The organism is Micromonospora matsumotoense (assembly GCF_900091525.1).
Lineage (GTDB): Bacteria > Actinomycetota > Actinomycetes > Mycobacteriales > Micromonosporaceae > Micromonospora > Micromonospora matsumotoensis.
Genome location: NZ_FMCU01000015.1, coordinates 156,804 through 177,920 on the forward strand (window position 1 = coordinate 156,804; position 21,117 = coordinate 177,920).

Sequence of the window (21,117 nt, forward strand, 5' to 3'; positions counted from 1 at the left end):
GCGCCGGGCTCGGTCAGCCGCAGCCACTGCCGCATCAGGCAGGATGACCAGTGGTGACCTGGACTCCCGGCCACCGCTGCGTCGGGCGGTGCCGGGCAAGCCGCTCGTGGGAGGTCTTCTCGCTGACTCGGCAGGGGTTGCGCCGCCACACGCCGTCGAGGAGGTCGTCGAGGCCGTGCGGCGCGCAGACCGCGGTGTGGTTGTCGGGGTCAAGGTGGATCGCGACGACGGTCGCGTACTCAGGCCAAGTGGCGACCCCCTCGACGATGCCGCGCACCGGTGGGACTGGCAGTCCGCCGAACCGTTGCGGATACCAGGTGTGCACGACGGCCTGGTTCTTCGCCTCCCACGGCAGACCCGGCCCGATCACGGCCAGCCGGGCGATGGCCCGATCATCGTTGTCCCGGCCTCAGGGTCGGCGAGGTCGAAAAACGTCACCTTCACATCCGCAGGTCGCACCTGTTTCTTCCTTGGCGGCGTACGTCTTGAGCATCTCACGGTGGACACGGGCTGCTCTGAGCTGCGGAGTTCCGGTCCGGACGTGGTGTCAAGGGACCTCCGTCGCAGCGGTCGTCTGGTCGGCTTTGCGGGCGCAGTGCGGGCATCGTCGCGGGCAGGGCGTCTGCGGTACGACGGTGGTGAGGCCACTGGCGTGCAGGATCGTGGTGACCGTCTGCTCGAAGGTGCTGGTCTCCTCGATGACGGTCTCCCCGGGGATGTCGAGCAGGTCGCGGTGGGTGTACCAGCGGCGCATCTCGTCGGGGGTGACGGGAATCGGCTCGTCCCGGCCTAGGTGCCGGCGGACGGTTTCGTCGAAGGACACATCCAGGTAGAACACGGCGGCCGGTCCGGGATGGTCGCCGATGAGCTGGTGCAGCACGGTGGCATAGCGTTGGGTGTGCAGGATGCCTTCGACGATGACGTGGTAGCCCAGGTCGAGGGCAGTGCGCGCGGTCGCGGTGATGAACGCCGGCGCAACCGGGTCGATATCGGCGCTGTCGTGTTCCCGGAGAATGATTCTGCGCAGGTAGTCCTGCTCCAACAGGGCGGCACCACGTCCGAAGCGGCGCCTGGCCTCACGGGCGGCCGTGGTCTTCCCGCTACCGGAGTTTCCCCTAATGATCACCAACGTCGGGGACACGACCTTCGTGGGATTCGACATCGTCATGGTGCTCCGTCAGGCGGTCGTGGTCTGCCGGGGCACCGTCGGGGCGGGCCCGGTGGTGATGTCGTAACCGGCGGCCTGGAGGATGAACAGCTCGACATACCGTCCGTGGGCGGTGATGAGCTGGTCGTGGGTGCCGGACTCGACGAGACGGCCGTGGTGCAGGACGAAGATGCGGTCGGCGTGGCGGACGTTGGCCAGCCGGTGGGTGATCAGGATCGTCGTCCCCAGCGCCCCTGGTGCCGCGTCGAAGCCGCAAGCCAGGACCACAAAGCGCGAGAAGAAATCACCATCAGGGGCGGCACCCACATCGCACCCACCAACCACACAGGCTGGAAAGCAAGATAGGCCTGACCCGCAGTTCCGCAGGTCAGAACCATCATGATCTTGTGCGTCCAAAGGGACTCGAACCCCTAACCTTCTGATCCGTAGCCTAACGGTTCAGTTTTATACATCAACTTCGACCAAGTGCTACAGTCCTCGACGTGACCGAAGAGGAAAGCGTGATCTCGGCGTTGGCTAAGGGTGGGATCATCCCTGTGCTGCTGTGGGCCGCCGGGTCGGCGCATGCGCGGGCATGGGCGGATTTCGACCCCGAGACCGGTCACGACCAAGCCGTGCTGGGGTACACCGCGCATAAGTTGTTGGTCGACCGGCAGGACCGGGTGTTCCGACAGGGGCGCTACGTCCTCACCGATGGCGAGGACTCTGGCATCGGTGATACTGGCCAGGACGTACTACGCGCAGGTTTGGCCGCGACGGAGCAGGACGGGTTGCCGCATTGCGAGGGTGTGGAGCGAGCGGACGTCAGCGGTTCACCAGCGTGGAAATTCGGTCGGTACCGTTGGTTTCCGACCGCGTTCGACTTCGGCAAGGTCAACGAACTGTCCTGGACGCGGAAGAGCCCCACAAAGCAGCGGATCGCCGGTCAGCTCAAATCGGCGAACCCGGACCAGATCCTGCTGCCATATACCTACGACCAGCCGGTCGGGCAGTCTTTGAACGAGATGACCGTCGGCGAGCTGATGGCGGCGAACATCGCAGCCATGGTTGACTTGATTCTCGCCCATAGCGTCGACCCGCACAGCGGCGCCACCGAGCTCCACTTAGGGCGGGCGCGGCTCAACACCGGCGGCGGATCCCCCTGGCACTGGCTGCGGCCCCTGCACCGCCCCGACAGTGGCGACGGCATCCGCACGACCGTACCTCAGCAGACCCCGCCCACCCGTGGTGTCGAAGTCCCGGACGCGCCCGTGCGTCTGCGGCCCCGCATTGCTGGCGGCGAGACTGCCGGGGAGCCGACCGGCTCATGAACAACGCACCACCACCGGCCGCGCGGCTCGCCGACGCCGCGCGGCTGTTCAACGGACGCCGCCTCACCCTTGCCCGGCAGGTCGCCGGGCTGCGTAAGAACGGGCTGGCCGATCTCATCGGGAAGACCCCGACCGCGGTCGCCGGGTACGAGAACGGCTCGAAAAGGCCGGCTTCGGCGACCGTGGCTCAACTCGCCCTCGCGCTGAAGGTCGAGCCATCGTTCTTCATGGGCGGCGACTCCCCGCAAAACCCGGTACCCATGCCGCACTTCCGGTCGCTGCGCTCCACCACCCAACTGGTCCGCGACCAGGCCCACGCCTACGGCTGCCTGGCCGCCGATGTTGCCGCGTCCCTTGAGAAGTACGTCGAACTTCCCGGCCGTGACGTCCCGCGATACCCGGTACCGCCAGAGGAAATAGCTGTCGGGCAGCCCGAGTACGCAGCCGTACGGGTTCGCTGCGACTGGGAACTGGGTACCGGGCCCGCAGGTCATTTGATCCGGCTGCTGGAGAACCATGGCGTCCTGGTCGTTTACTCCCTCCTCCAAGCCGCAGCCGTGGACGCCTTCTCCATCGAGGCCGGCGACCGGCCGATCATTCTGCTCAACCCCATCAAACAGGACTACTACCGGCAACGCTTCGACGTCGCGCATGAACTCGGCCATCTAGTCATGCACGGCGACTCCGAACCCGGCAGCAAGATCGTCGAGGACCAGGCGAACCGCTTCGCCGCCGAGTTCCTCATGCCCGCCGACACGATCATCGATGAACTCCCGACCCGGGCCGACTGGAACACCCTGTTTGATCTCAAGGGGCGGTGGGGCGTCAGTCTTCAGGCACTACTCATGCGCTGCCGCCAACTCAGGGTGATACCCGAGAACACCTATCAGAAGGCGATGGTCACCCTGTCTGCCCGCGGCTGGCGCCGTCGCGAGCCCGGCGAAGGTACCGCCACCGAACACCCGTCCCTACTGGGACGCAGCGTCGAGCTACTCGAAGAAGCTGGTTACGGAAGCCGCACCCTTGCCGCCCAAGCCCGAGTGCCGATCGACATCTTCAGCACCGCCACTGCGCGGCAGCCAGCACTCGATCAGGTGCACGTACCGCAAGTCGATGACGTAGAACATCTGTTCCGTCGGGTCGGTGGGGGTTGAGAGATCACTCGTGTTGTCGCACACGATGTGTGATGGGCCGTCGCAAGTTCCGTGCAGCCTGATGTATGCACCCGCGCCGCCACATCCGCCTGGGTCACACCAAGCGCACGACGACGCCCCGCAAGCTTCACACCGAGAGCCCGCTTCGCCTCTTGGACCTGCTGCGGATCGATCACGACACCCCGACCCCCACGACTACGCCGTCAACGCGAAGGACAACTGACGCAGAGCGAAGCCACCGTAACCGAATTCCACGCCACGCCCACAGCGCGCATCGCCGTGAAGACGGCCTCGTACCCGGCGGGACGCCGCCAGACAGGGCCGGACACGAGGGATGCTGGTCGCAGGAGAACCATCGAGCACCCAACCGACCAAAGGGACGAAGATCAAGGGGACTGACTGTCATATCGGCAGATCAGGCCGTTTTTGATCTTGTGCGGTCGAAGGGACTCGAAACCTGTAGTCTTCTGACCCCGTAGGCCGGGGACAGGGCACACGCTGGGCCTACGACGGCAGATAGAGGCCTGATGGCCGTGGCGCTCCGGGTGACAATCGCTGGATGGGCGCAGCAGGCCGGATGGTTAGGGCCGTGAGGCCGCCGGATATGCCGAGGACCTCGAGCGCACGGTCAAGCCATGCCGGTTCGTCGGCGCACATGTCAGCCATGAGGCGGTACTGCCCCGGCACGGCTAGGCGACGGTGGACGACGACGCTCTCGCGCATCAGCCCACCTGGCAACGTCCGCCGAAAAGCTACGCCACGGTGGCCGACATGATCGATGTCGTCACCAGGAGTGCCGACTCGCTGCTGGCCGGAGGTGAGGACCACACCCAGGACATGCGGATGGGCGTCGAACAACGGGTCCAAGGCCTGGCGAAGTGCCTCCTCCTTACGCGGGAGAGAGTCCTGGGCAAACGTCGAAAGCGGCCACAGGGCGCCGGCGTCCTCCAACCACAGCCAGGCCGCTCCAGCTGACTCTGTCTTGACGGCCTTCGCCATAAGTGCACGCAGCAGACGAGGGCCCTGATCCGCCGCCCATACCGGGCCGGCGACACCCGTCCCGGCCGGCGCCGGGCCGGGCCGCACGGTGAGAGTCGTATCTTCCAGTGCAACCTCGACGGTTGCGCTGTCTGCCGCGGACTTCTGCGCGGCGGAGCCCACGGCTTCCCGCCACTGATCGGTCGGCTCGTGTGGCAGTTCGCCGTCCCAGTGCACCCCGTACCGATGCGCGAGCTGCCGGAGAAGCGCTTGCGCCTGGTCGACCTGCTGGTTGTACTCCAGGAACTTCTTGTCCGGCCCGAGCGTCCGCAACTCAAGGAATACGTCGCTGCCGGCGCGAACCGCCCGCAGATCTCCCGGACCGCCCCGGGGCTTGCTGGGCTCCAGCATCACCCTGGCGCCCGCTAACTCCGCCTGCACCGCGAGCCTCGCCAAAGCAAGGTGATGGCGGAATTCGTCGGCGACAGGGTTCGCTCGTAGGTTTCGGCGCAGATGGCCGACGCCCGGCGTCGCGGCATCAACCAGATACTGCAGACGCGCCCACAACCCCACCACCATTCTGAAGGCGCCGATGCCCATCAAAGAGGCGAAGTATGGCCCCATGGTCGGACCAGCTACACCGTTGACGGGATGCACAGCCTTGTGCAGCCAACCCGGCCCGAAGAACGCCTCGAGGTTTTCGATCATGCGACACGCCGTCTGACGACCCAGTGGTGTCAGGTAAGCAGCCTCTGCCGGATCACCGACCGCAATGGACCAGTCGAGCTCGCGACGGCCTGCCTCTACGTCACGCCAACCCTCGTTCACAAGTCAAGCATCCTCAACGCCGCTACCGATTTCCGTCGCCTCAGGCCCGGGAGTCCAGGTTGAATTCAGGTAGGCCGGATGCCGGCGACCTGGCCGGTGCAGCATGGTCTGGTGCGAGCCAAACTCACCACGACTTCACTCTGGCTCTTCATCGACCTAGGTATCGCTCAGGCCGGGCGGGATCGCGCGGCGGTCGGATCACATCCGGCACCAACGGGCGTGAGAGCCAGCGAGTTGGCCGTTGGCAGAGCCACCTACTGCGTGGGCCACGCTACATGTTCCGAAGCTGATGGTGAGATTCCGTACCATCGGCCCGACATCGAGCCCTGCTGAAGGGGGAAGAGGTGTCCTCCCACGCACCTGGGAGTGCTCCGGCGGTCTCGACTCCCTGCTCGTTACCCTGGCCGTCCTCCCCACGCACCCGCGTTCACTCCGCGTCCTTGGCAACCATCATGGTCAGCGACACACCCTTACCTGGCATCTGCCGGCAGAAAGTCGTCCTCTAGCCGGTAAAAGATCTTGTTGCCGTTCTGCGCGACACCGAGCTTGTCGTAGAAGTGCTGCGCCTGTTCGTTGTCGCGATCGGTGGTCCACTCGATCCGGCTGCAGGAGTTCGCGACCGATACCTCGACGAGCCGGTCCATGAGGAGCTTCCCGACGCCGCGACCCCTGGCCTTCTCCGCCACGTACAGCTCCTTGAGGTAAAGCGAGCGGGTGAGGCCGGCGGCAGGCCACAGGAAGGAGTACGTGGCGATCCCGACCAGCGCTTCCGCGTCCCAGGCCAGTACGGCATACGCCAGGGGCGGGTCACCGAACAGCGCCTCGTTGATCTGGCGAATCCGCACGTCCAGCGGCTCCACGTCGGTGCCGCCGTAGAAGGTGTCCAGTTCTTCGAGAAGCACGGCGATCGCATCGACGTGGACGGGCTCGGCGGCTGCTACCAGGGCCACGGAACTGCGCCTTCCTATCGGACGTAAGCCAGGACCGCTCGGAGGTCTCGTGCGGTGGAGGACGAACGCTGCACGGGAGGAAGCTCGCCGAGGACGATGCGTGCTCGCTCGGCGATTATGCCCTGCCGCTTCGCCTCATCCAGGCTCCCGATCGTCTCCGCGAGCGACTCCACCGCATCGGACGCGTGGCCCATCCTGGTCAGGCAGGTAGCGCGGTCCAGTCGGGTCAGTGCCCAGTCGGTGTAGTCACCAGGGGAACACAGTTCGAGCGCCCGGTCCTGCGCGGCCAGTGCCGGGTCGACCTCTCCCAGCCGGGTGTAGGCGTTCCCCTCATGAAAACGGAGTTGGGCCTCGCTGTAACCGAACGCGGAGGCACTCAGCGCGTTTCCCTCCAAGCGGGACAGCAGGCCCTCGGCGCGCCCCAGAGCCGTCCGGGTCTCCTCACGCCTCCCCATCGCGGCCAACGCCCGCGCTTCGATCGCCGCGGCCAGCACGGTCCCGACGGACGCCTCATGTCCGGCGACGTCCCGCGCGTGGCGTGCGAGGTTCACGGTCTCGCGGAAGTCCGCGCTGTAGTAGTAGACATGGGCCTCCTGAGCGAGCACCCAGGATCGAATCATCGGGTCGCCCGCCTCGACGGCCGCGAGCCGGGCGGTACGCGCCCACCGATACGCTGCGATCCTGTCGTCGATCCTGCACAGAACAAGGCACATCAGACCAGACATCTGCGCGACCATCCCGGTCAGGCGACGCAGAGCGGAGGCCGACGGGCTCCGCCCGATGAGCTCTGTCAACTCAGTGAGGTCGCCAGCGATCCCACGAAGCAGCGTGCCCGACGAGTGATCACGAGTCGCACGACCGTGGTGGGCAACGATCCGTTCCCACTCATCGAGTCCGGCTGCGGTGACCGGTCCCATGCTCAGGGCCTCGTTGAGCGACCGGCGCAGGCCGTCAACCTCATCCATGACGGCCGGGAAACCGACTTCAGCAGGCTCTGTCCGACGACGATCGCGGCGAAGCCCAAGGGTAGGGGCGGGTACCGCCGAACCGGGTGACGCGTCACGGTCGGTTGCGCTCGCCTCGACGATCGCCTGATGATCGAGGACTGCTCCCCACCGGGCCTGGCGCGCCGCCTCGGCCTTCTCTTCCTTGTGCCGCACGTCGAGGAAGCGGTACTCGTCATAGCCGCTGATCAACTCACCGTCGGCCTGAAGGAGCGAATCGCACTGCACCCAGAAAACCCGATCCACCACCTGCCGGCCGCTCTCGACGTTGGCCACCGTGCTTCGCGTGCTGTGCACCCGCCGCGCCACGTCATCCTGAGTCAGCCCACGCGCCCGACGCCGACCAGCGAGTCTCCGCCCAAGCGCCCGCTTCACGTCACTGATCTGCTGCGGATCCACCAAGATGCCCTCCACCATCACCGGAGGCGGCGATCACCGTTCGCTACACATCCCTCACGGCAACGTGACACTAGCCGAAAACAGCCACGAGGGGATGCCCAGACATCAGCCCCGTCATGAACAGCTCGACATGCCGCGAGCCAGCCTGGATGGCGTTGCAGATTCCCAGCAAAGCTGGCCCAGGATCCGGGCGTCAGCATCGGCACGCCAGACCATGATCAAAACCCAGCCGGACACGACAACTGCCCACCGGACAGGCCAGGACGTGAGGGATGCTCGTCGCACGAGCACCCACCGAGCACCCAACCGACCACAAGGGACAGAAAAGCAAAGGGGCCTGACTGCCATTTCGGCAGGTCAGACCCCTGTTGATCTTGTGCGCCCGAAGGGACTCGAACCCCTAACCTTCTGATCCGTAGTCAGATGCTCTATCCATTGAGCTACGGGCGCCCGGTGCTCGACCAGTCTACACAACCGGTTTTGCGCGGAGACTCCGGGATTCGAACCCGGGAGGGGCTTTAAGACCCCAACCGCATTAGCAGTGCGGCGCCATAGACCAGACTAGGCGAAGTCTCCTCGGTGACCCTGCGGACCACCGCGGACGAGGATACAGGTCCGCCCCCACCCGGGGCAAAGCGACTATCCCGACGGGTGACAGCACGCTGGTCGGAGCAGGCCGAGGACAGCCGTCCCAGCGAACCGTGCGGCGTATTCCAGCGTGTGCGAGGTCACGTTCGCGACTACGCTCCTTCCACATGCAGGAGCAGCCGCCGAGCGACCCGCCCCGCCGTCCCACCAGCGTCCCGGCGCGTCGCCGCTCGCCGGAGGCGACCTTCACTCCGCCGCCTGCCCCACCCCGGCAGCAGCAGCCCTCCGACGCTGACGCGCCGGCCCGGCCGAAGCCTGCCCGACCGGGCAAGGCGGCGCCGCCGGTGCTGTTCCAACCGCCCGCCGCCGAGTCGCCCGTACCACCTCCGGTGCCCGCCATCCGGCCGCGCGGCGCGGCCGACGACAGCCCGCCGGCAGGCGGGTCGACCAGTGCGAAGGACGAGCCTCCGGCGGCATCGGCGGAGGCCGGGACGGACGGCCCACCGGCACGCGACGCGACCCCCGGGACGCCAGCCGCGCGACGCACCACCCGCAGCCGGGCGGCGGGTGTGGCTGCCGGCAACACCTCTCCGACGGACGGCCAGGAGCCGCCCGACCGGCCCGCCAGCCCCGCCGGGCCCGCCAGCGCCCGCAGGGAAACGGACACCCGGTCGGAAGCGGACACCTTGGCGGAGCCCGACACCCGGACAGGGGCGGGCACCTCAGCGGAGACAGGCACCCCGACGGCGACGGACATCTCGGCGCCGGCAGGACCGCCGGCACGGAAGCGGGCCCCCCGGAAGACGACACCAGCGGAGGAGACCGGCCGGCCCACCCCTCGGGCCACGCCCCGCAAGAGAGCAACCCCGTCGAAGAAGCCGACCCTGCCCGGCCCCACCCCCGAGGCAGCCGCCCCACCCACCGCCCCGCCCTCGGAACCCACCCCGGCCCCGGCCCCGACCGCCAGTCAGAGCCCGTCCACCCCGCAGAGCCCGGCAACCAGGCGGCGACCAACCACCAGGCAGCGCCCACCTGCCGGATCGACCCTCGGCACCGCACCGATCAGCCCTGAGCCCACCCCCATCAGCGCACCCGTCAACGCGGCAGCGGAGAGCACGGTGGGGAGCACGGGCAGCACGGCGGTGGGGCGTACCGGGGGACTGGAGCTGGCGGTGCTCCGGGTCCGACTGCTGGCCCACCCCGGGTTCGCACCCGAGCTGCTGGCCCTGGCTGCCGTCGAGGGGATCGGGCCGGGCGCCCGGGAGTGGGCGCGCGGCCTGCGGGAGGCGTACCCGGATGCCGGTCCGGACGGGCTGGCCCGGCTGGCCACCCGGCGGTTCGTGCGGTGGGCCGGGGTGGGTGGGGCCACGGCGGCGGTGGCCGGGCTGTTCGCGCCGGTGGCCGAGCTGGCGGCGGTGCTCTGGACGCAGTCGGCGCTGGTGCTGCACCTGGCGGCGGCGTACGGCCGGGACCCGGCCCACCCGGACCGGGCGGTGGAGCTGCTGGTGCTGACCCAGGTACACCCGGACGCGGACAGTGCGCGTAGCGCGTTGGACGCGGCGCGGGCGGCGGACGGGCCCGGGGACGGGCCGTGGCCGCGCGCGGCGGAGGCGGCCTGGCGGCTGGCGGCGCCGCTGGCCGCCCAGGCCGGCGGGTGGGCCGCGCTGCGGCTGGCGGCCCGGCTCCTGCCCGGGGCGGCGGTGGTGGCGGCGGCGTTGGGTGACGTGGCGGCGACCGACCGGCTCGCCGTCCGGGCGATGGCCGCCTACCGGCCGGGCCGGGCCCTCGGGTAGGGCCGGACCCCGCCGAACCCGCTCACCACCGGCGGCCACCGCAACGACAGCAGCGGCCAGCGCAGAAACACCGACAGCGGGTCGGCGCGACGGCGGGGAAGGCAGCGCCGGCAGGGGCGGCGGCGGTCAGAGCCAGTCGAACCAGTCCTTGGGCAGCAACGAGTAGCCGACGAAGGCGACCACGTCGAGCAGGGTGTGCGCCACGATCAGCGGCATCACCCGCCGGGTGCGCAGATAGAACAGGCTGAACACGACGCCCATCACGGCGTTGCCGACGAACGCGCCGAAGCCCTGGTAGAGGTGGTAGGAGCCGCGCAGCAGCGCGCTGGTCGCGATGACCGCGCCAAGCCGCCACTGGAGCTGGCGCAGCCGGGTGACCAGGTAACCGACCACGATCACCTCCTCCAGCACGGCGTTCTGCACGGCGGCGAGGATCAACACCGGCACCGCCCACCACAGCGGCGGCAGGCCGGCGGGGACCAGGGTGGCGTTGACGCCGAGTTGCGCCGCCGCCCAGAACAGGGCCAGGCCGGGCAGGCCGATCAGCGCGGCCAGGCCGACGCCCCGGGCCAGGTCGGACCCGGGCCGTCGCAGGTCCACGCCGAGGGTCCGCGCCGGGTCGCCGGGGTCCCGCGCCAGCAGGTGTACGGCGAGCAGCACCGGCAGCAGCGCGAAGACGATGCCGAGCAGTTGGTACGTCAGGTCGAGCCAGGGCCGGGCGGACTGCGAGGTGTTGAGCGAGGCGGTCTGCTTCGACAGCGGCCCGTCGGCGGTCAGCTTCGCGGTCAGCGACACCACGGCGTAGACGGCCGACTGCCCGAGTGACAGGCCGAGCACCAGCATGGTCTCGGTGCCGAGGACCCGCCGGGACGCCGGGCGGGTGTGCTGCTCAACGGTCACCGCACCACTCTGCCCGACGGGGTGGACCGACGGCACCGGCCGGTGGGCCCAGATGAGCCGATCGCACATTCTGTGCGACCGGCGCACACGCTCCGTGGACATTCTATCGGGGCCCGATCCGCCGTCAGAGGAGGACCACCGCCCGTGGACAACTTCGCTCGGCTGCTGAAGGAGAGTTGGACCCTGGTCGAGGAGGACCGGGACCGGCTGAGCGGTCGCTTCTACGCCCGGCTGTTCCTGCTCGATCCCGGGCTGCGCAAGCTCTTCCCGGTGGAGATGACCGGCCAGGGCGATCGGATCCTCGACGCCATCGTCACCGCCACCCAGGTGATGGACGACCCGGAGAGCTTCGACGAGTACCTGCGCTCGTTGGGTCGGGACCACCGCAAATACCACGTCGACGCCGCGCACTACGCGACGATGGGGGTGGCGCTGCTCGACGCGCTGCGCAGCACCGCCGGCACCGGCTGGAACCTGGAGTACGACCAGGCGTGGCGGGACGCGTACGCGGCGATCACGGCGACCATGCTGGCCGGCGCGGAGTCGGACGAGAACCCGCCGTACTGGCATGCGGAGGTGCTCACCCACGAGCGGTACGGCACCGACACCGCCGTGTTGACCGTCCGCGCCCTCCAGCATCCGCTGGTCTGGCAGGCCGGCCAGTACGTCAGCGTCGAGGTGCCCCGACACCTGCCCCAGGTGTGGCGGACGTATTCGGTGGCGAACGCCCCGAACGACGACAACGTGTTGGAGTTCCACGTCCGTACGCCGGCCGGCGCGGGCTGGGTCTCCGGTGCGCTGGTCCGCCGGACCAAGCCTGGTGACCTGCTCCGGGTGGCCGCGCCGATGGGTTCGATGACGGTGGACCGCGACTCCGGGCGGGACATCCTCTGCGTGGCCGGCGGGGTCGGCCTGGCCCCGGTGAAGGCGATGGTGGAGGAACTGGCCGGCTGGAACCGGGCCCGCTGGGTGCACGTCTTCTACGGTGCCCGGCACGCCGACGAGTTGTACGGCCTGGCCGGCCTGGAGGAGTTGGTCGCCGCGCACCCCTGGCTGTCGGTGACCCCGTCGTGCAGTGACGACCCGGACTTCGACGGTGAGCGGGGGGACGTTCCCGACGTGGTCGCCCGCTACGGCCCGTGGACGTCGCACGACTGTTACGTCTCCGGTTCCGCCCCGATGGTCCGGGCGACGTTGCGGGCGCTCGCCGAGGACGAGGTCCCGCCGCAGCACATCCGGTACGACACCTTCGGCAACCTGTAGAGCTTTACTCCCCCCGAAACCGGGGCGCGTGCCCCCGCCCCCTGGGGCACGCGCCCCGGTCCCCTCTCCACAGCTCGGACCGGTGCGGGTCACCGGTCCGGGACGGGCGCGGGTTCAGGCGTTGCTGTCGCGGTACTCCTCGACGGGGACCAGCGGCACGCCGGGCGCCATCCGGTCGGTCCAGGCCCGACCGTCGAGGTGGTCGATCTCGTGGGCGACCAACCGGGCCATCCCGTACGCGAACGAGGTGATCATCCGGCTGCCGTCCCAGCGGGCGTGTTCCACGTCGACGCGCAGCGGGCGGGGCACCAGGCCACGGTGGTCGGCGGCGGCGAGGCAGCCCTCGTACTGCTCGACGGTTTCCGGGCTCTCGCTGACCAACCGGGGGTTCACCAGCACGACCGGTGGGGCGGCCCGGTCGGCGGGGCGGATCACGGCGACGGCGGCGTCCAGGCCGAGCTGCGGGGCGGCGAGCCCCATGCCGGGGCTGAACGTGTGTACCTCGTCGGCCTGGGCCAACAGCTCGGTGAGCCGGCCGACCACCTCGCGGGCGGCGGTGGCTTCCCGGGGCAGGTCGAAGGGGCGGGCCGGGCGGCCGGGCGGGGTGGCGTCGGGGGGCAGCACGCCGAGGGCGCGCAGCCGGTCGGCGGCGCGGGGCGGCACCGGCGTCGTGGTCTCCGCGGGCTCCTGCCGGAACCGCCACTGGAGCCGGAAGCGGGTGTTGAGCGGCGGATCGTCGGTGGACCAGTCGAAGACCACCCGGTCCCCCCGGTCGTGTCGGCGTACCGGGGTGCGCAGCGGCCCCTCGTCGGCGGAGAGCGAGGTCTCCACCCCCCAGACCCGGGGGTCGAGGGCCGCCGGGAGGTCGAGCCGCACGGCCAGGTGCCGGGTGGGCAGGCGGACGGCCCGTTGGAACCAGGGGCCCCACTTGACCCGGCCGACCCGGTAGGCGTACTCGACCTCGGCGCGTTCGCCGGGGTGCAGCGGGAACGGCCCGTCGGCGTTCTCGAACAGCAGCCAGATCTCCTTGTACGCGTCCCGGTCGTGGCGGACCCGCCAGTGCATCGGTTCGCGCGCGCCGCCGTCGTGGTGGACGGCCCGGAAGCGCAGCTCGGCGAAGGTGAGGGGGTGTTCGCGGTGGTGCCGGTTGGAGCGGCCCGGGTCGTCGGGCCACCGGTCGACGGCGACCCGGACGAGGTACCGGGTGACCGGTTCGGTGCCGGCGTTGTGCAGGCGTCGGCGGATCACGCACCGGTAGGTGCCGTCGACCAGGGTGAGGGTGGCGGTCTCCCGTTCGACGACGAGCCCGGTGCCCGGGGGGAGCCATCGTCCGGGGGATGCGGGTTCACGCTGGCCGGGGGCGGTACGGGCCTGGCGGAGCTGGTCGTACTCGCGGAAGCGTTGCCAGATGACGCCGCCGGCGTCGAGGACGGCTTCGGCGCGGCGGGCGAAGTCCTCGGTGGGCCGGTGTCGACGCCCCTCGACGTGACTCACGTACGACGGGTCGAACCCCATCATCGTGGCGAGCTGTTTCTTGGTCAGCCCTCGCCCCGTCCGGTGCCGGGCGAGTTCCGCCGCGAACGAATCGGCGGCCCGCTCCAGGGAAGAGGTCGTCATCAGCTTCCTCACGCAGCACAGCCGGGACGACAATTCTTCACGTTTTCTCCGTCTCCCCGCACCGAACTGGCACGTTGCCGACATATGCCTTGACATCACCCGCGGTTACCCTGCGTTCCGCCGGGCAGTAGCCGAACCGGGTGATCCGGGCCGACGGGACGCACACCGTGATCCCGACCTCCCGATCCATCTCCGGAGAGACTTCCCTCCGGGCCCTAGGCATGGTTAGGCTAGCCTTAGCTTCACGGACGACCCCTCCGGCACCGGAGTGGCCGAGGAGGCCCCGTCAACCTGCGGTGGCCGAGCGGGAACGGGAGGGTGGTCGAGATGACGGCGGTGATGCCGGGTCAGGATCTCGCCGGTCGACTCGCCCCGGTGACCACCACCCTGCGCGCCATGTTCGGCACCGACGCGCTGCCCGGTCTCGCGCCCGGTCTGGTGGTGACGGACGAGGCCGGTTGGCACCCCGCCACCACCCTGGTCGACGGCACCCGGATGCCCGAGTTCCTGCGCGCCGCCGCCCGCCGCTGGGGTGGCACCCCGCACGCCTGCACCGCGCTGGCCTGGAAGTCCTACAGCTACTGGACGGCGCTGCCGGTGGCGCTCGGCTGGGCTTCGGCCCGTCGGGTGCCGCTGCTCGATCCGGCCGACGTGCTGATCCACTTCGAGGACCACCGGCAGTTGCTCACCATGGGTCTGCGCCGTTCGACGACCGTCGCGGTGCTGCCCGGTGACCCGCTCGCCGTCACCGGACAGCCCGGGGTCCGGGTGGTCGCCGACGAGGCGGAGCTGCTCGGTGTCCTGCGGGCCACCCTGCTCGACGCCCACCTCGCCCCGATGATCGCCGCGATCCAGGCGGAGGTGCGGGTGGGTGCCCGTACCCTGCTCGGCTCGGTGGCCTCCGGCATCGCGCACGGCATCCTGCGGGCGGCGGACGTCCTGCCGGGCCCGTCGGCGTGCACCATCGACACCCTGCTCGACACCCTCGGCATGGCGGACCTGGTCGAGCTGGTGCCCGGCCGGGGCGGCGAGCCGACCGTGCAGCGGCGCACCTGCTGCCTGGCGTTCACCCTGCCCAGCCCGAAGGTCTGCCAGGGCTGCTGCGTCCGCCCGGCCTGAACCGGCCCGGCCCGCTCAACCCGTGAGCGGCCGGACGTCCCAGCGCCAGACCCCACCGGTCCAGGTGGGGGTGATGCCGGTCAACGCGGTCATCGCCCGGCGCAGCGCGTCGGCCTGCGGGTGCGGGCCGAGGATCACCACACCGGCCCGCCAGTAGCGCAGGTCGGTCACGGCGGCCCGCCGGTCCGCGGCGGTGATCGGCGGGATGGTGCCGGTCCGCGCGATCCCACCGAAGAAGTTGCTGGTCCGCCGGTACGGCGCGGTGAACAGGGCGGCGTCCGGCTCGGGCGACCAGGGCCGGGTGTCGGGGGCCAGGAAGTAGCCCCGGGCCAGCGGCATCTCCAGCCGGGTCCGGGACGACCAGCGCAGCGGGTCGGCGTAGGTGTTGTCGGGCAGCGGCAGGGTCACCACGCTGCGGCCTTCAGTGACGTAGGGACGCCACCCGCCGGCGGTGACGAACTCCGGCACCGGGTCGAGGCGGGTCGCCGGCAACGGGGTCGGCAGCAGCGGCAGCAGGGCCATCAGCAGGACGGTCGCCGTGGCGAAGCGGATCTGTCGCCGGGCCGTCGGGTGCCGGTGGGCGAGGTCCCGGGCCCGCTGTGCGCCGAGGGCCAGCAGCACCCCGATGATCGGGGTGATCGCCAGCGACCAGCGGGTGGGTACCACCGAATGCAGCAGGGGCAACTTCTCCAGCAGCGCCCAGGGGGCGGGGACGCCGGTGTTGCGCCCGTTGAGCTGCACCTCCCGGCCCAGCGACAGGACGGCGAAGAGCAGCCCGAGCGCGGCCAGGCCGAGCACCAGGGCGTTGCGCCGCAGCCACCAGACCAGGGCGACCGTGAGGACGGCCAGCGGCCAGCCGAAGAAGGCGTTCTCCTCGGTGGGGTTGCGGGCCAGCGGATCGGCGGACCGGGCGTCGCCGGCCAGCGACTCCCGGGACCAACCGACGAACGCACCCAGGTCGGTGCGGTAGCCCCGGATCAACCGGGACAGCCCGTGGTAGGAACCCGGCCCGAAGAGCTGCACGTACAACGGGTAGGCGAGCAGCACGGCGGACAGGAGCGCGGCCACGCCGAGCCCGGCGAGGAACGGCCGGGCCGCCGTGCGCAGGTGCGGTCGGCCGATGACCATGGCGCCGATCACCACGGCCAGGGCGATCGCGGTCATCAGCAGGATCTCCAGGTTGAGAAAGGCCTGCCAGACGATCAGCAGGCCGAGCAGGAGTCCGTTGCGCAGCCACCGGCCCGGCCCGGCCAGCCGCAGGGTGCGCCAGATGATGAGCGGCACGACGAACTGGGAGACGATGTTCGGGTGGGCGTTGGCGTGCGACACCATCGCCGGGGCGTACGCGCAGAAGGCCGCGCCGAGCCAGGCCGGCCCCCGGGACCGGGTGACCACCCGGGACAGGAAGAAATACCAGGCGACGCCGGTGGCCGCCATTCCCAGGGTGAGGAACAGAAGAAATGACCAGTGCGGCCCGAAGAGCAGAGTGACCGGGGTCATCGGTATCGAGATGGATAATACTGAGGTATTCGCCATCAGATTCACGCCGTCGGGCACGTTCATCCGGTCCGAACCGAACGGATAACTCCATTCCGTGACCACCCGAGCGCCATGCGCCATCATCCATTCGAACTGCGCCTGGTCCGATCGGTTGTCCCGTACCCCGGCCCCCGGATCGCGCCAGAACCGGGCGGTCACCCACAGGGCCAGCAGGAGATAGCTGACCACGGCGAGCGCGTCCCACCGCCACCCCGCCGCCGGACCGGCCGGTGCCGGTCGAGGTGGGCCGGGCCGCCGGCCCGGCGGGAACACCCGTCGCCACCTCCGCCGGACGACACGCCGAGCCGACGCAGACTCGGCGTCCCCGACGCCGGATCGGCCGGCCAGGGGCTCCGATTCGGGAGTAGTCATAACAATTCACAGCGTAGTTGGCCTATGGCGGGCACGTGACATGTTTCGGGTACTGCCGTACTATGTGCCGGGTTCGCCGACCGCCGATCACGTGCCCTCCCCCGACCGCATTCCGGCCTTCCCAGTGCCCCGTTTCCTCCGCCCCTCCTGCGGATGATTCACTCTGTCGGTCCAGGCGCGGGTCAGTCATATCGTGAGGAATCGACGCATGGCAGAAATCACTGGGGATCAGCGCGTCCAGTCAGAGGTCCTGGAGGGCCTGGCCACCGCGGTCAACCACCGCCGGTGGTTCGTCGAACTGGCGGTGCCCCACCTCGGTGACGACCCGATCGAGATCGGCAGTGGCCTGGGCGACTACGCCCTGGAGTGGGCGCGGCACGTCCCCCGCTTCACCGCCACCGAGGCCGACCCGGACCGGCTGATCCTGCTCAAGGAGCGACTGGTCGACGAGCCGACCATCGAGGTACGCGAGATGCTGCTGCCGCACCCGGGCGGCGGCGACTACAGCGCGGCCGTCTCGTACAACGTGCTGGAGCACATCGAGGACCACGTGGGCGCGCTGCGCAGCATGAAGGACCTGGTCCGGCCCGGCGGTGCGGTGATCATCATCGTGCCGGCGTTCCAGTTCGCGATGGGCCCCGCCGACATCGCCACCGGCCACGTGCGCCGCTACACCAAGAAGACCCTCGGCGACGCGATGACCTCGGCCGGGCTGCGGGTCGAGACGATGCACTACGCCAACGCCCTCGGCCTGATCGGCTACTTCATGGCCACCAAGGTCTTCCGGCTGATGCCGAAGGAGGGCCCGATGGTCAAGGTGTACGACACCCTCGTCCTGCCCGCCACCAAGGCCGCCGAGCAGCTCGTCCGGCCCCCGTTCGGCCAGTCCGTCTTCGCCGTCGCCCGGGTGCCCGGCTGACCGTGCCGCGCGCCCGCCGATCCCGCGCGGGCGGGATCGGCGGGGCACCGCTCACTCCTTGATCTGGTACGTCGGCCGGATGACCGCCCGCGCCAGGGTGTGGAACGCCAGGTTGAAGCCGACGTACGCGGGGCTGGCGTCCGGCCCGACGTCGAGCGTGTCGACGTCGACCGCGTGCACGGCGAAGACGTACCGGTGCGGGCGGTCGCCCGGCGGCGGGGCCGCGCCGCCGTAACCGGTGTCGCCGTAGTCGTTGCGGACGCTGAACGCCCCACCCAGGTCGGCCTCCTGGACACCGGTCGGCAGGCTGGTCGTCGAGGCGGGGACGTCGACCAGCACCCAGTGCCAGAAGCCGCTGCCGGTCGGGGCGTCCGGGTCGAAGCAGGTCACCACGAAGCTCTTCGTCCCGGCCGGGAAGCCCGACCAGGCCAGCTGCGGGGAGACGTTCTCGCCACCGGTGCTGCCGTGCGCGTACCGGGCGTCCATCGGCTCGCCGTTGTGCACGTCGTCGCTGGTCAGGTCGAACGACGACACGGTCGGCAGCAGCTCGTACGGGTCCGGGGCGATCGGTCGTTCCAGGGTCATCGGGAAGGTTCCTTCCGGTGTACGCGATTTCCTCCGCCCCTTCTTACCCCGTCCGCCCCTCCTACCCCGCCGGGCCGGGACGACGAACCGGAAGTTCCGCGTACCGTCGGACCGCCAGAATGAGGGGACGCGGCCGACGGGCCGGCCGACGACCGGGAGGGCACATGCGGGACACCGAACGTGAGGCGGAACTGTTGGAGGCGGAGCGCCGCCTCCAGACCGCCCAACGGGCCGGCGATGTGGCCGCGCTCGACGCCCTGCTCGACGACCGGCTGATCGCCGTCGGGCCGGACGGGCGCACCTTCGGCAAGGAGGACGACCTGGCCGCCCACCGCAGCGGCAGCTCGGTGCTCGACGAACTGGTGGAGGAGGAGCTGGAGCTGGTCGTCGCCGGCACCACCGGGGTGACGTTCTTCCGGGGGCGGGTCAGCGGCACCTTCGCGGGTGCGCCGTTCGCGGCGCGGCTGCGCTACACCCGCACCTGGGCGTACGACGACGAGTACGGCTGGCGCATCCTCGCCGCCCACCTCAGCCCCGTCCCCTGACTGCCGGACGAGCCAGCGACGACTCTCACCGATCAGGACTCGATCCGGGCGGCGGTCCGGGCTTCATCCGACGGACAAGGGCGGCGCGCACCTGGGGAATGCCGCTGGTCGTGCTGGGCGCGGGGCCTGGGTGCCGGTTGCTGGCGCTGTAGTTTCGCCGGCTGCACGAAGATCGACCGCCGGACGACCGCATCGCCCTTGGCGTCCAGTTGGTAGACGTCGAGCCAGCACCACCCGTCGTAGGTGATCCAGTCGAGCACCCGGATGACCCGGCACCAGATCGGCTTGATGAACTGCACGGTGGCGGCGCGGGTGACGTACACCAGGTCGCCGGCCTTCGGCAGTGGCGCGTTCATCGATGGCCCCAGACTATCCGGAGATCCGCCATGCCCATCCCCATGTCCTCACGCCAGATCGCCGACGACCTCAGCGCCCGCATCCGTATCCGCCGGGCTCCAAGCTGCCGTCCCTGCGGGAGTTGGCCGACCTGCACTCCGTCAGCGTGTCCACCATCCAGCGCGCCCTGGAACTCACCCGGGACCGGGGCCTCACTGTCGGCCGGGCCGGCGCGGGGGTGTACGTGACCGAGGGCTTAGGTTGAGGCGATGGTCGACCAGTTCTCGCCGACGCCCCTGTACGTGCAGCTCGCCGACCTGATCGCCAAGCGCATCGAGTCGGGAGAGTTGCAGCCGCTCAAGCCGCTACCGAGCGAGCTGCGGCTACAGCAGGAGTACGGGGTGGCACGGGGCACGGTCCGCGCGGCGATCGCCCTGCTACGGGAACGCGGGCTGGTCATGACCATGCCCCAGCGCGGTACCTACGTCACCGAGAGCCGCACGAAGACGTAGCCCGAGTTGATTCCGCCTGGTCGGCGCGGGTAGTCCAGATGACGCCAGTAGCTGGAACGGTAGAACATTTAGTTCTACAATCGGTTTCATGGAGCGCATCGGTGTCCGGGAGCTGAACCAGAACACGAGCCAGGTGTTGGCCCGGGTGAGTGGCGGCGAGACCGTGGAGATCACCGATCGAGGCCACCCGATCGCCCGACTTGTTCCAGTAGGTGACGAGAGATCGGTGTTGGCCAAGTTGGTGGCCGCAGGGCGAGCCGTCGCCCCCACCGGCAGTGGCTCTGTGCCGCTTCCACCGAAGCTCGGTGACGAGAACGTGGACGTGGCCGCTTCGCTCGCAGCGATGCGTGACGAGGAGCGCTGGTGATCTATCTCGATTCCGCCGCCGTCGTCAAGCTGGTCCGACAGGAGGAGTGCAGCACAGACCTCGTCTCCTGGCTCAACGCGCACGACGACGTCCCGCTGGTCTCCTCCGCCCTCGTCGAGGTGGAAGTGCCCAGAGCGCTGCGCCGGTCAGCTCCGCAGGCGTTGATCGGAGTGCCGGCTGCCGTCGGACGGCTGTTCCGACTGGAGATTGACAGCACGATCCGGGCGACCGCAGCCACGTTCGCCGAGCCGATGCTCCGCAGCCTCGACGCCATCCACCTGGCCACCGCCCACGTGCTGACCAACGAATCCGGCACGGCACTCACCGCCTTCGTCACCTACGACCGACGGCTGCTCGAATGCGCCAAGGAAGCAGGACTACCCACAGCAAGCCCCGGCCAGAACTGACACCCGACGCGCCCCTGCCCTTGCACAAACTCCGGCCATCCGTCCGGCAACGCGGCCATGACATCGGCTGCGGCCCTCACTTGTGCGACCTGGCGCCCCCGTTCGGAATATCCGATTCGAGTGGCGGGCGTGGGGGCTGCGGCTCACAGCGGCAAACGCACTCTGACTGGACGTTTCCTTCACCTTCGCGCCAGTGTGACCGATTGGCGCCCCGGCCTTGGCGGGGCAACATGTCCCACTCGGGCCAGAATAGCCCCATCCCACCCGGCTCCACCCTGACCGGAAACGCAGCATTTCACCCCGGGATCGTGTCTGGTTCACATTCGGCTATACATCGACGGACATGACGTCCGCCGACCCGGTGCCACGGCACCGTACGCCTGAATCATGACCGCGCGACGAGCCTATCCGTCCGACCTATCCGACGCCCGATGGGCCCTGATCGCACCCCGTCTGACCGCATG

The 21,117-nt window shown here is 69.7% G+C and carries 22 protein-coding genes, 2 tRNA genes and 1 pseudogene; 11 read left to right on the plus strand and 14 right to left on the minus strand.

From position 1 onward, the window contains the following. Positions 1-34: 34 nt before the first annotated feature. The 3 genes and pseudogenes from GA0070216_RS24925 to GA0070216_RS24935 form a co-directional block, all read right to left on the minus strand. Positions 35-370: a nucleotidyltransferase family protein gene (locus tag GA0070216_RS24925; RefSeq protein ID WP_245722698.1), complete on the minus strand. Its 336-nt coding sequence runs from the start codon at positions 368-370 to the stop codon at positions 35-37. A 177-nt stretch (positions 371-547) separates the two neighbouring features. Then, positions 548-1,162, minus strand: coding sequence for an AAA family ATPase (locus tag GA0070216_RS24930; protein WP_091251075.1), 615 nt, complete (start codon positions 1,160-1,162; stop codon positions 548-550). A gap of 15 nt (positions 1,163-1,177) precedes the next feature. Next, positions 1,178-1,393, minus strand: a pseudogene (locus GA0070216_RS24935) (ABC transporter ATP-binding protein); the annotation flags it as partial. 257 nt (positions 1,394-1,650) lie between these two features. Between GA0070216_RS24935 and GA0070216_RS24940 the strand changes: the two are divergent. Continuing rightward, positions 1,651-2,478, plus strand: coding sequence for a hypothetical protein (locus GA0070216_RS24940; RefSeq protein WP_091251026.1), 828 nt, complete (start codon positions 1,651-1,653; stop codon positions 2,476-2,478). After that, a complete protein-coding gene (locus GA0070216_RS24945; protein WP_091251027.1) occupies positions 2,475-3,632 on the plus strand; it encodes a helix-turn-helix domain-containing protein in 1,158 nt (385 codons plus the stop codon). The genes GA0070216_RS24940 and GA0070216_RS24945 overlap by 4 nt, the downstream gene beginning before the upstream one ends. A 504-nt stretch (positions 3,633-4,136) precedes the next feature. Here the strand turns inward: GA0070216_RS24945 and GA0070216_RS24950 are convergent. The 6 genes from GA0070216_RS24950 to GA0070216_RS35755 all read right to left on the minus strand — a co-directional run bounded on the left by GA0070216_RS24950 (position 4,137) and on the right by GA0070216_RS35755 (position 9,517). Continuing rightward, on the minus strand, positions 4,137-5,318 hold the full coding sequence (locus tag GA0070216_RS24950; protein WP_091251028.1) for a hypothetical protein: 1,182 nt from the start codon (positions 5,316-5,318) through the stop codon (positions 4,137-4,139). Between the two features lie 590 nt (positions 5,319-5,908). Further along, positions 5,909-6,388, minus strand: a complete 480-nt coding sequence (locus GA0070216_RS24955; RefSeq protein ID WP_245722699.1) for a GNAT family N-acetyltransferase — start codon at positions 6,386-6,388, stop codon at positions 5,909-5,911. 14 nt (positions 6,389-6,402) lie between these two features. Continuing rightward, a complete protein-coding gene (locus GA0070216_RS24960; protein ID WP_245722700.1) occupies positions 6,403-7,809 on the minus strand; it encodes an NsdA family TPR-like regulatory protein in 1,407 nt (468 codons plus the stop codon). Between the two features lie 359 nt (positions 7,810-8,168). Next, positions 8,169-8,241 (minus strand) — tRNA-Arg (locus GA0070216_RS24965). Positions 8,242-8,276: 35 nt separating this feature from the next. Then, positions 8,277-8,367: transfer RNA gene (locus GA0070216_RS24970), tRNA-Ser, on the minus strand. Positions 8,368-9,346: 979 nt separating this feature from the next. Beyond that, the gene (locus GA0070216_RS35755) at positions 9,347-9,517 is read right to left on the minus strand and encodes a hypothetical protein (RefSeq protein WP_245722701.1); all 171 of its coding nucleotides are present in this window, start codon (positions 9,515-9,517) and stop codon (positions 9,347-9,349) included. On the opposite strand from GA0070216_RS35755, the gene GA0070216_RS24975 reads away from it, so the two are divergent. Beyond that, positions 9,498-10,172 carry a hypothetical protein gene (locus tag GA0070216_RS24975; protein WP_245722702.1) on the plus strand — a complete coding sequence of 225 codons (675 nt, stop codon included), beginning with the start codon at positions 9,498-9,500 and terminating at the stop codon, positions 10,170-10,172. The two genes, GA0070216_RS35755 and GA0070216_RS24975, sit on opposite strands and share 20 nt — an antisense overlap. Positions 10,173-10,298: 126 nt before the next feature. Here the strand turns inward: GA0070216_RS24975 and GA0070216_RS24980 are convergent, their stop codons facing one another. Continuing rightward, entirely contained in the window at positions 10,299-11,015 is a 717-nt protein-coding gene (locus GA0070216_RS24980) for a CPBP family intramembrane glutamic endopeptidase (RefSeq protein WP_425413192.1), read from the minus strand. 201 nt (positions 11,016-11,216) lie between these two features. On the opposite strand from GA0070216_RS24980, the gene GA0070216_RS24985 reads away from it, so the two are divergent. Continuing rightward, positions 11,217-12,335, plus strand: coding sequence for a globin domain-containing protein (locus tag GA0070216_RS24985; protein ID WP_091251030.1), 1,119 nt, complete (start codon positions 11,217-11,219; stop codon positions 12,333-12,335). Positions 12,336-12,449: 114 nt separating this feature from the next. On the opposite strand, the gene GA0070216_RS24990 is transcribed toward GA0070216_RS24985, so the two are convergent. Then, entirely contained in the window at positions 12,450-13,952 is a 1,503-nt protein-coding gene (locus tag GA0070216_RS24990; RefSeq protein ID WP_091251031.1) for a peptide deformylase, read from the minus strand. 339 nt (positions 13,953-14,291) lie between these two features. On the opposite strand from GA0070216_RS24990, the gene GA0070216_RS24995 reads away from it, so the two are divergent. Beyond that, complete coding sequence (locus GA0070216_RS24995; RefSeq protein ID WP_091251088.1) at positions 14,292-15,071, plus strand: hypothetical protein; 780 nt, start codon at positions 14,292-14,294, stop codon at positions 15,069-15,071. A gap of 15 nt (positions 15,072-15,086) precedes the next feature. Here GA0070216_RS24995 and GA0070216_RS25000 read toward each other — a convergent pair whose 3' ends face one another. Further along, complete coding sequence (locus GA0070216_RS25000) at positions 15,087-16,982, minus strand: DUF6311 domain-containing protein (RefSeq protein WP_425413189.1); 1,896 nt, start codon at positions 16,980-16,982, stop codon at positions 15,087-15,089. Positions 16,983-17,190: 208 nt separating this feature from the next. On the opposite strand from GA0070216_RS25000, the gene GA0070216_RS25005 reads away from it, so the two are divergent. Beyond that, entirely contained in the window at positions 17,191-17,901 is a 711-nt protein-coding gene (locus GA0070216_RS25005) for a class I SAM-dependent methyltransferase (protein ID WP_091251032.1), read from the plus strand. A 51-nt stretch (positions 17,902-17,952) separates the two neighbouring features. Here the strand turns inward: GA0070216_RS25005 and GA0070216_RS25010 are convergent, their stop codons facing one another. Beyond that, the gene (locus GA0070216_RS25010; RefSeq protein ID WP_091251034.1) at positions 17,953-18,486 is read right to left on the minus strand and encodes a YbhB/YbcL family Raf kinase inhibitor-like protein; all 534 of its coding nucleotides are present in this window, start codon (positions 18,484-18,486) and stop codon (positions 17,953-17,955) included. 164 nt (positions 18,487-18,650) lie between these two features. Between GA0070216_RS25010 and GA0070216_RS25015 the strand changes: the two genes are divergently transcribed. Further along, positions 18,651-19,031 carry a nuclear transport factor 2 family protein gene (locus GA0070216_RS25015; protein WP_091251037.1) on the plus strand — a complete coding sequence of 127 codons (381 nt, stop codon included), beginning with the start codon at positions 18,651-18,653 and terminating at the stop codon, positions 19,029-19,031. Between the two features lie 32 nt (positions 19,032-19,063). Here the strand turns inward: GA0070216_RS25015 and GA0070216_RS25020 are convergent, their stop codons facing one another. Next, a complete protein-coding gene (locus tag GA0070216_RS25020; RefSeq protein WP_091251039.1) occupies positions 19,064-19,387 on the minus strand; it encodes a hypothetical protein in 324 nt (107 codons plus the stop codon). A gap of 146 nt (positions 19,388-19,533) precedes the next feature. On the opposite strand from GA0070216_RS25020, the gene GA0070216_RS36665 reads away from it, so the two are divergent. The 4 genes from GA0070216_RS36665 (at position 19,534) to GA0070216_RS25040 (ending at position 20,653) form a co-directional block, all read left to right on the plus strand. After that, positions 19,534-19,632 (plus strand): hypothetical protein, encoded by a 99-nt coding sequence (locus GA0070216_RS36665; protein WP_425413190.1) that lies wholly within the window; start codon positions 19,534-19,536, stop codon positions 19,630-19,632. A 4-nt stretch (positions 19,633-19,636) separates the two neighbouring features. Beyond that, positions 19,637-19,879 carry a GntR family transcriptional regulator gene (locus GA0070216_RS25030; RefSeq protein ID WP_091251041.1) on the plus strand — a complete coding sequence of 81 codons (243 nt, stop codon included), beginning with the start codon at positions 19,637-19,639 and terminating at the stop codon, positions 19,877-19,879. Positions 19,880-19,967: 88 nt separating this feature from the next. Continuing rightward, a complete protein-coding gene (locus GA0070216_RS25035; RefSeq protein ID WP_091251044.1) occupies positions 19,968-20,246 on the plus strand; it encodes a type II toxin-antitoxin system Phd/YefM family antitoxin in 279 nt (92 codons plus the stop codon). Next, on the plus strand, positions 20,243-20,653 hold the full coding sequence (locus GA0070216_RS25040; protein ID WP_091251046.1) for a type II toxin-antitoxin system VapC family toxin: 411 nt from the start codon (positions 20,243-20,245) through the stop codon (positions 20,651-20,653). Before GA0070216_RS25035 ends, GA0070216_RS25040 begins: the two co-directional genes overlap by 4 nt. The last annotated feature ends 464 nt before the right edge of the window (positions 20,654-21,117 follow it).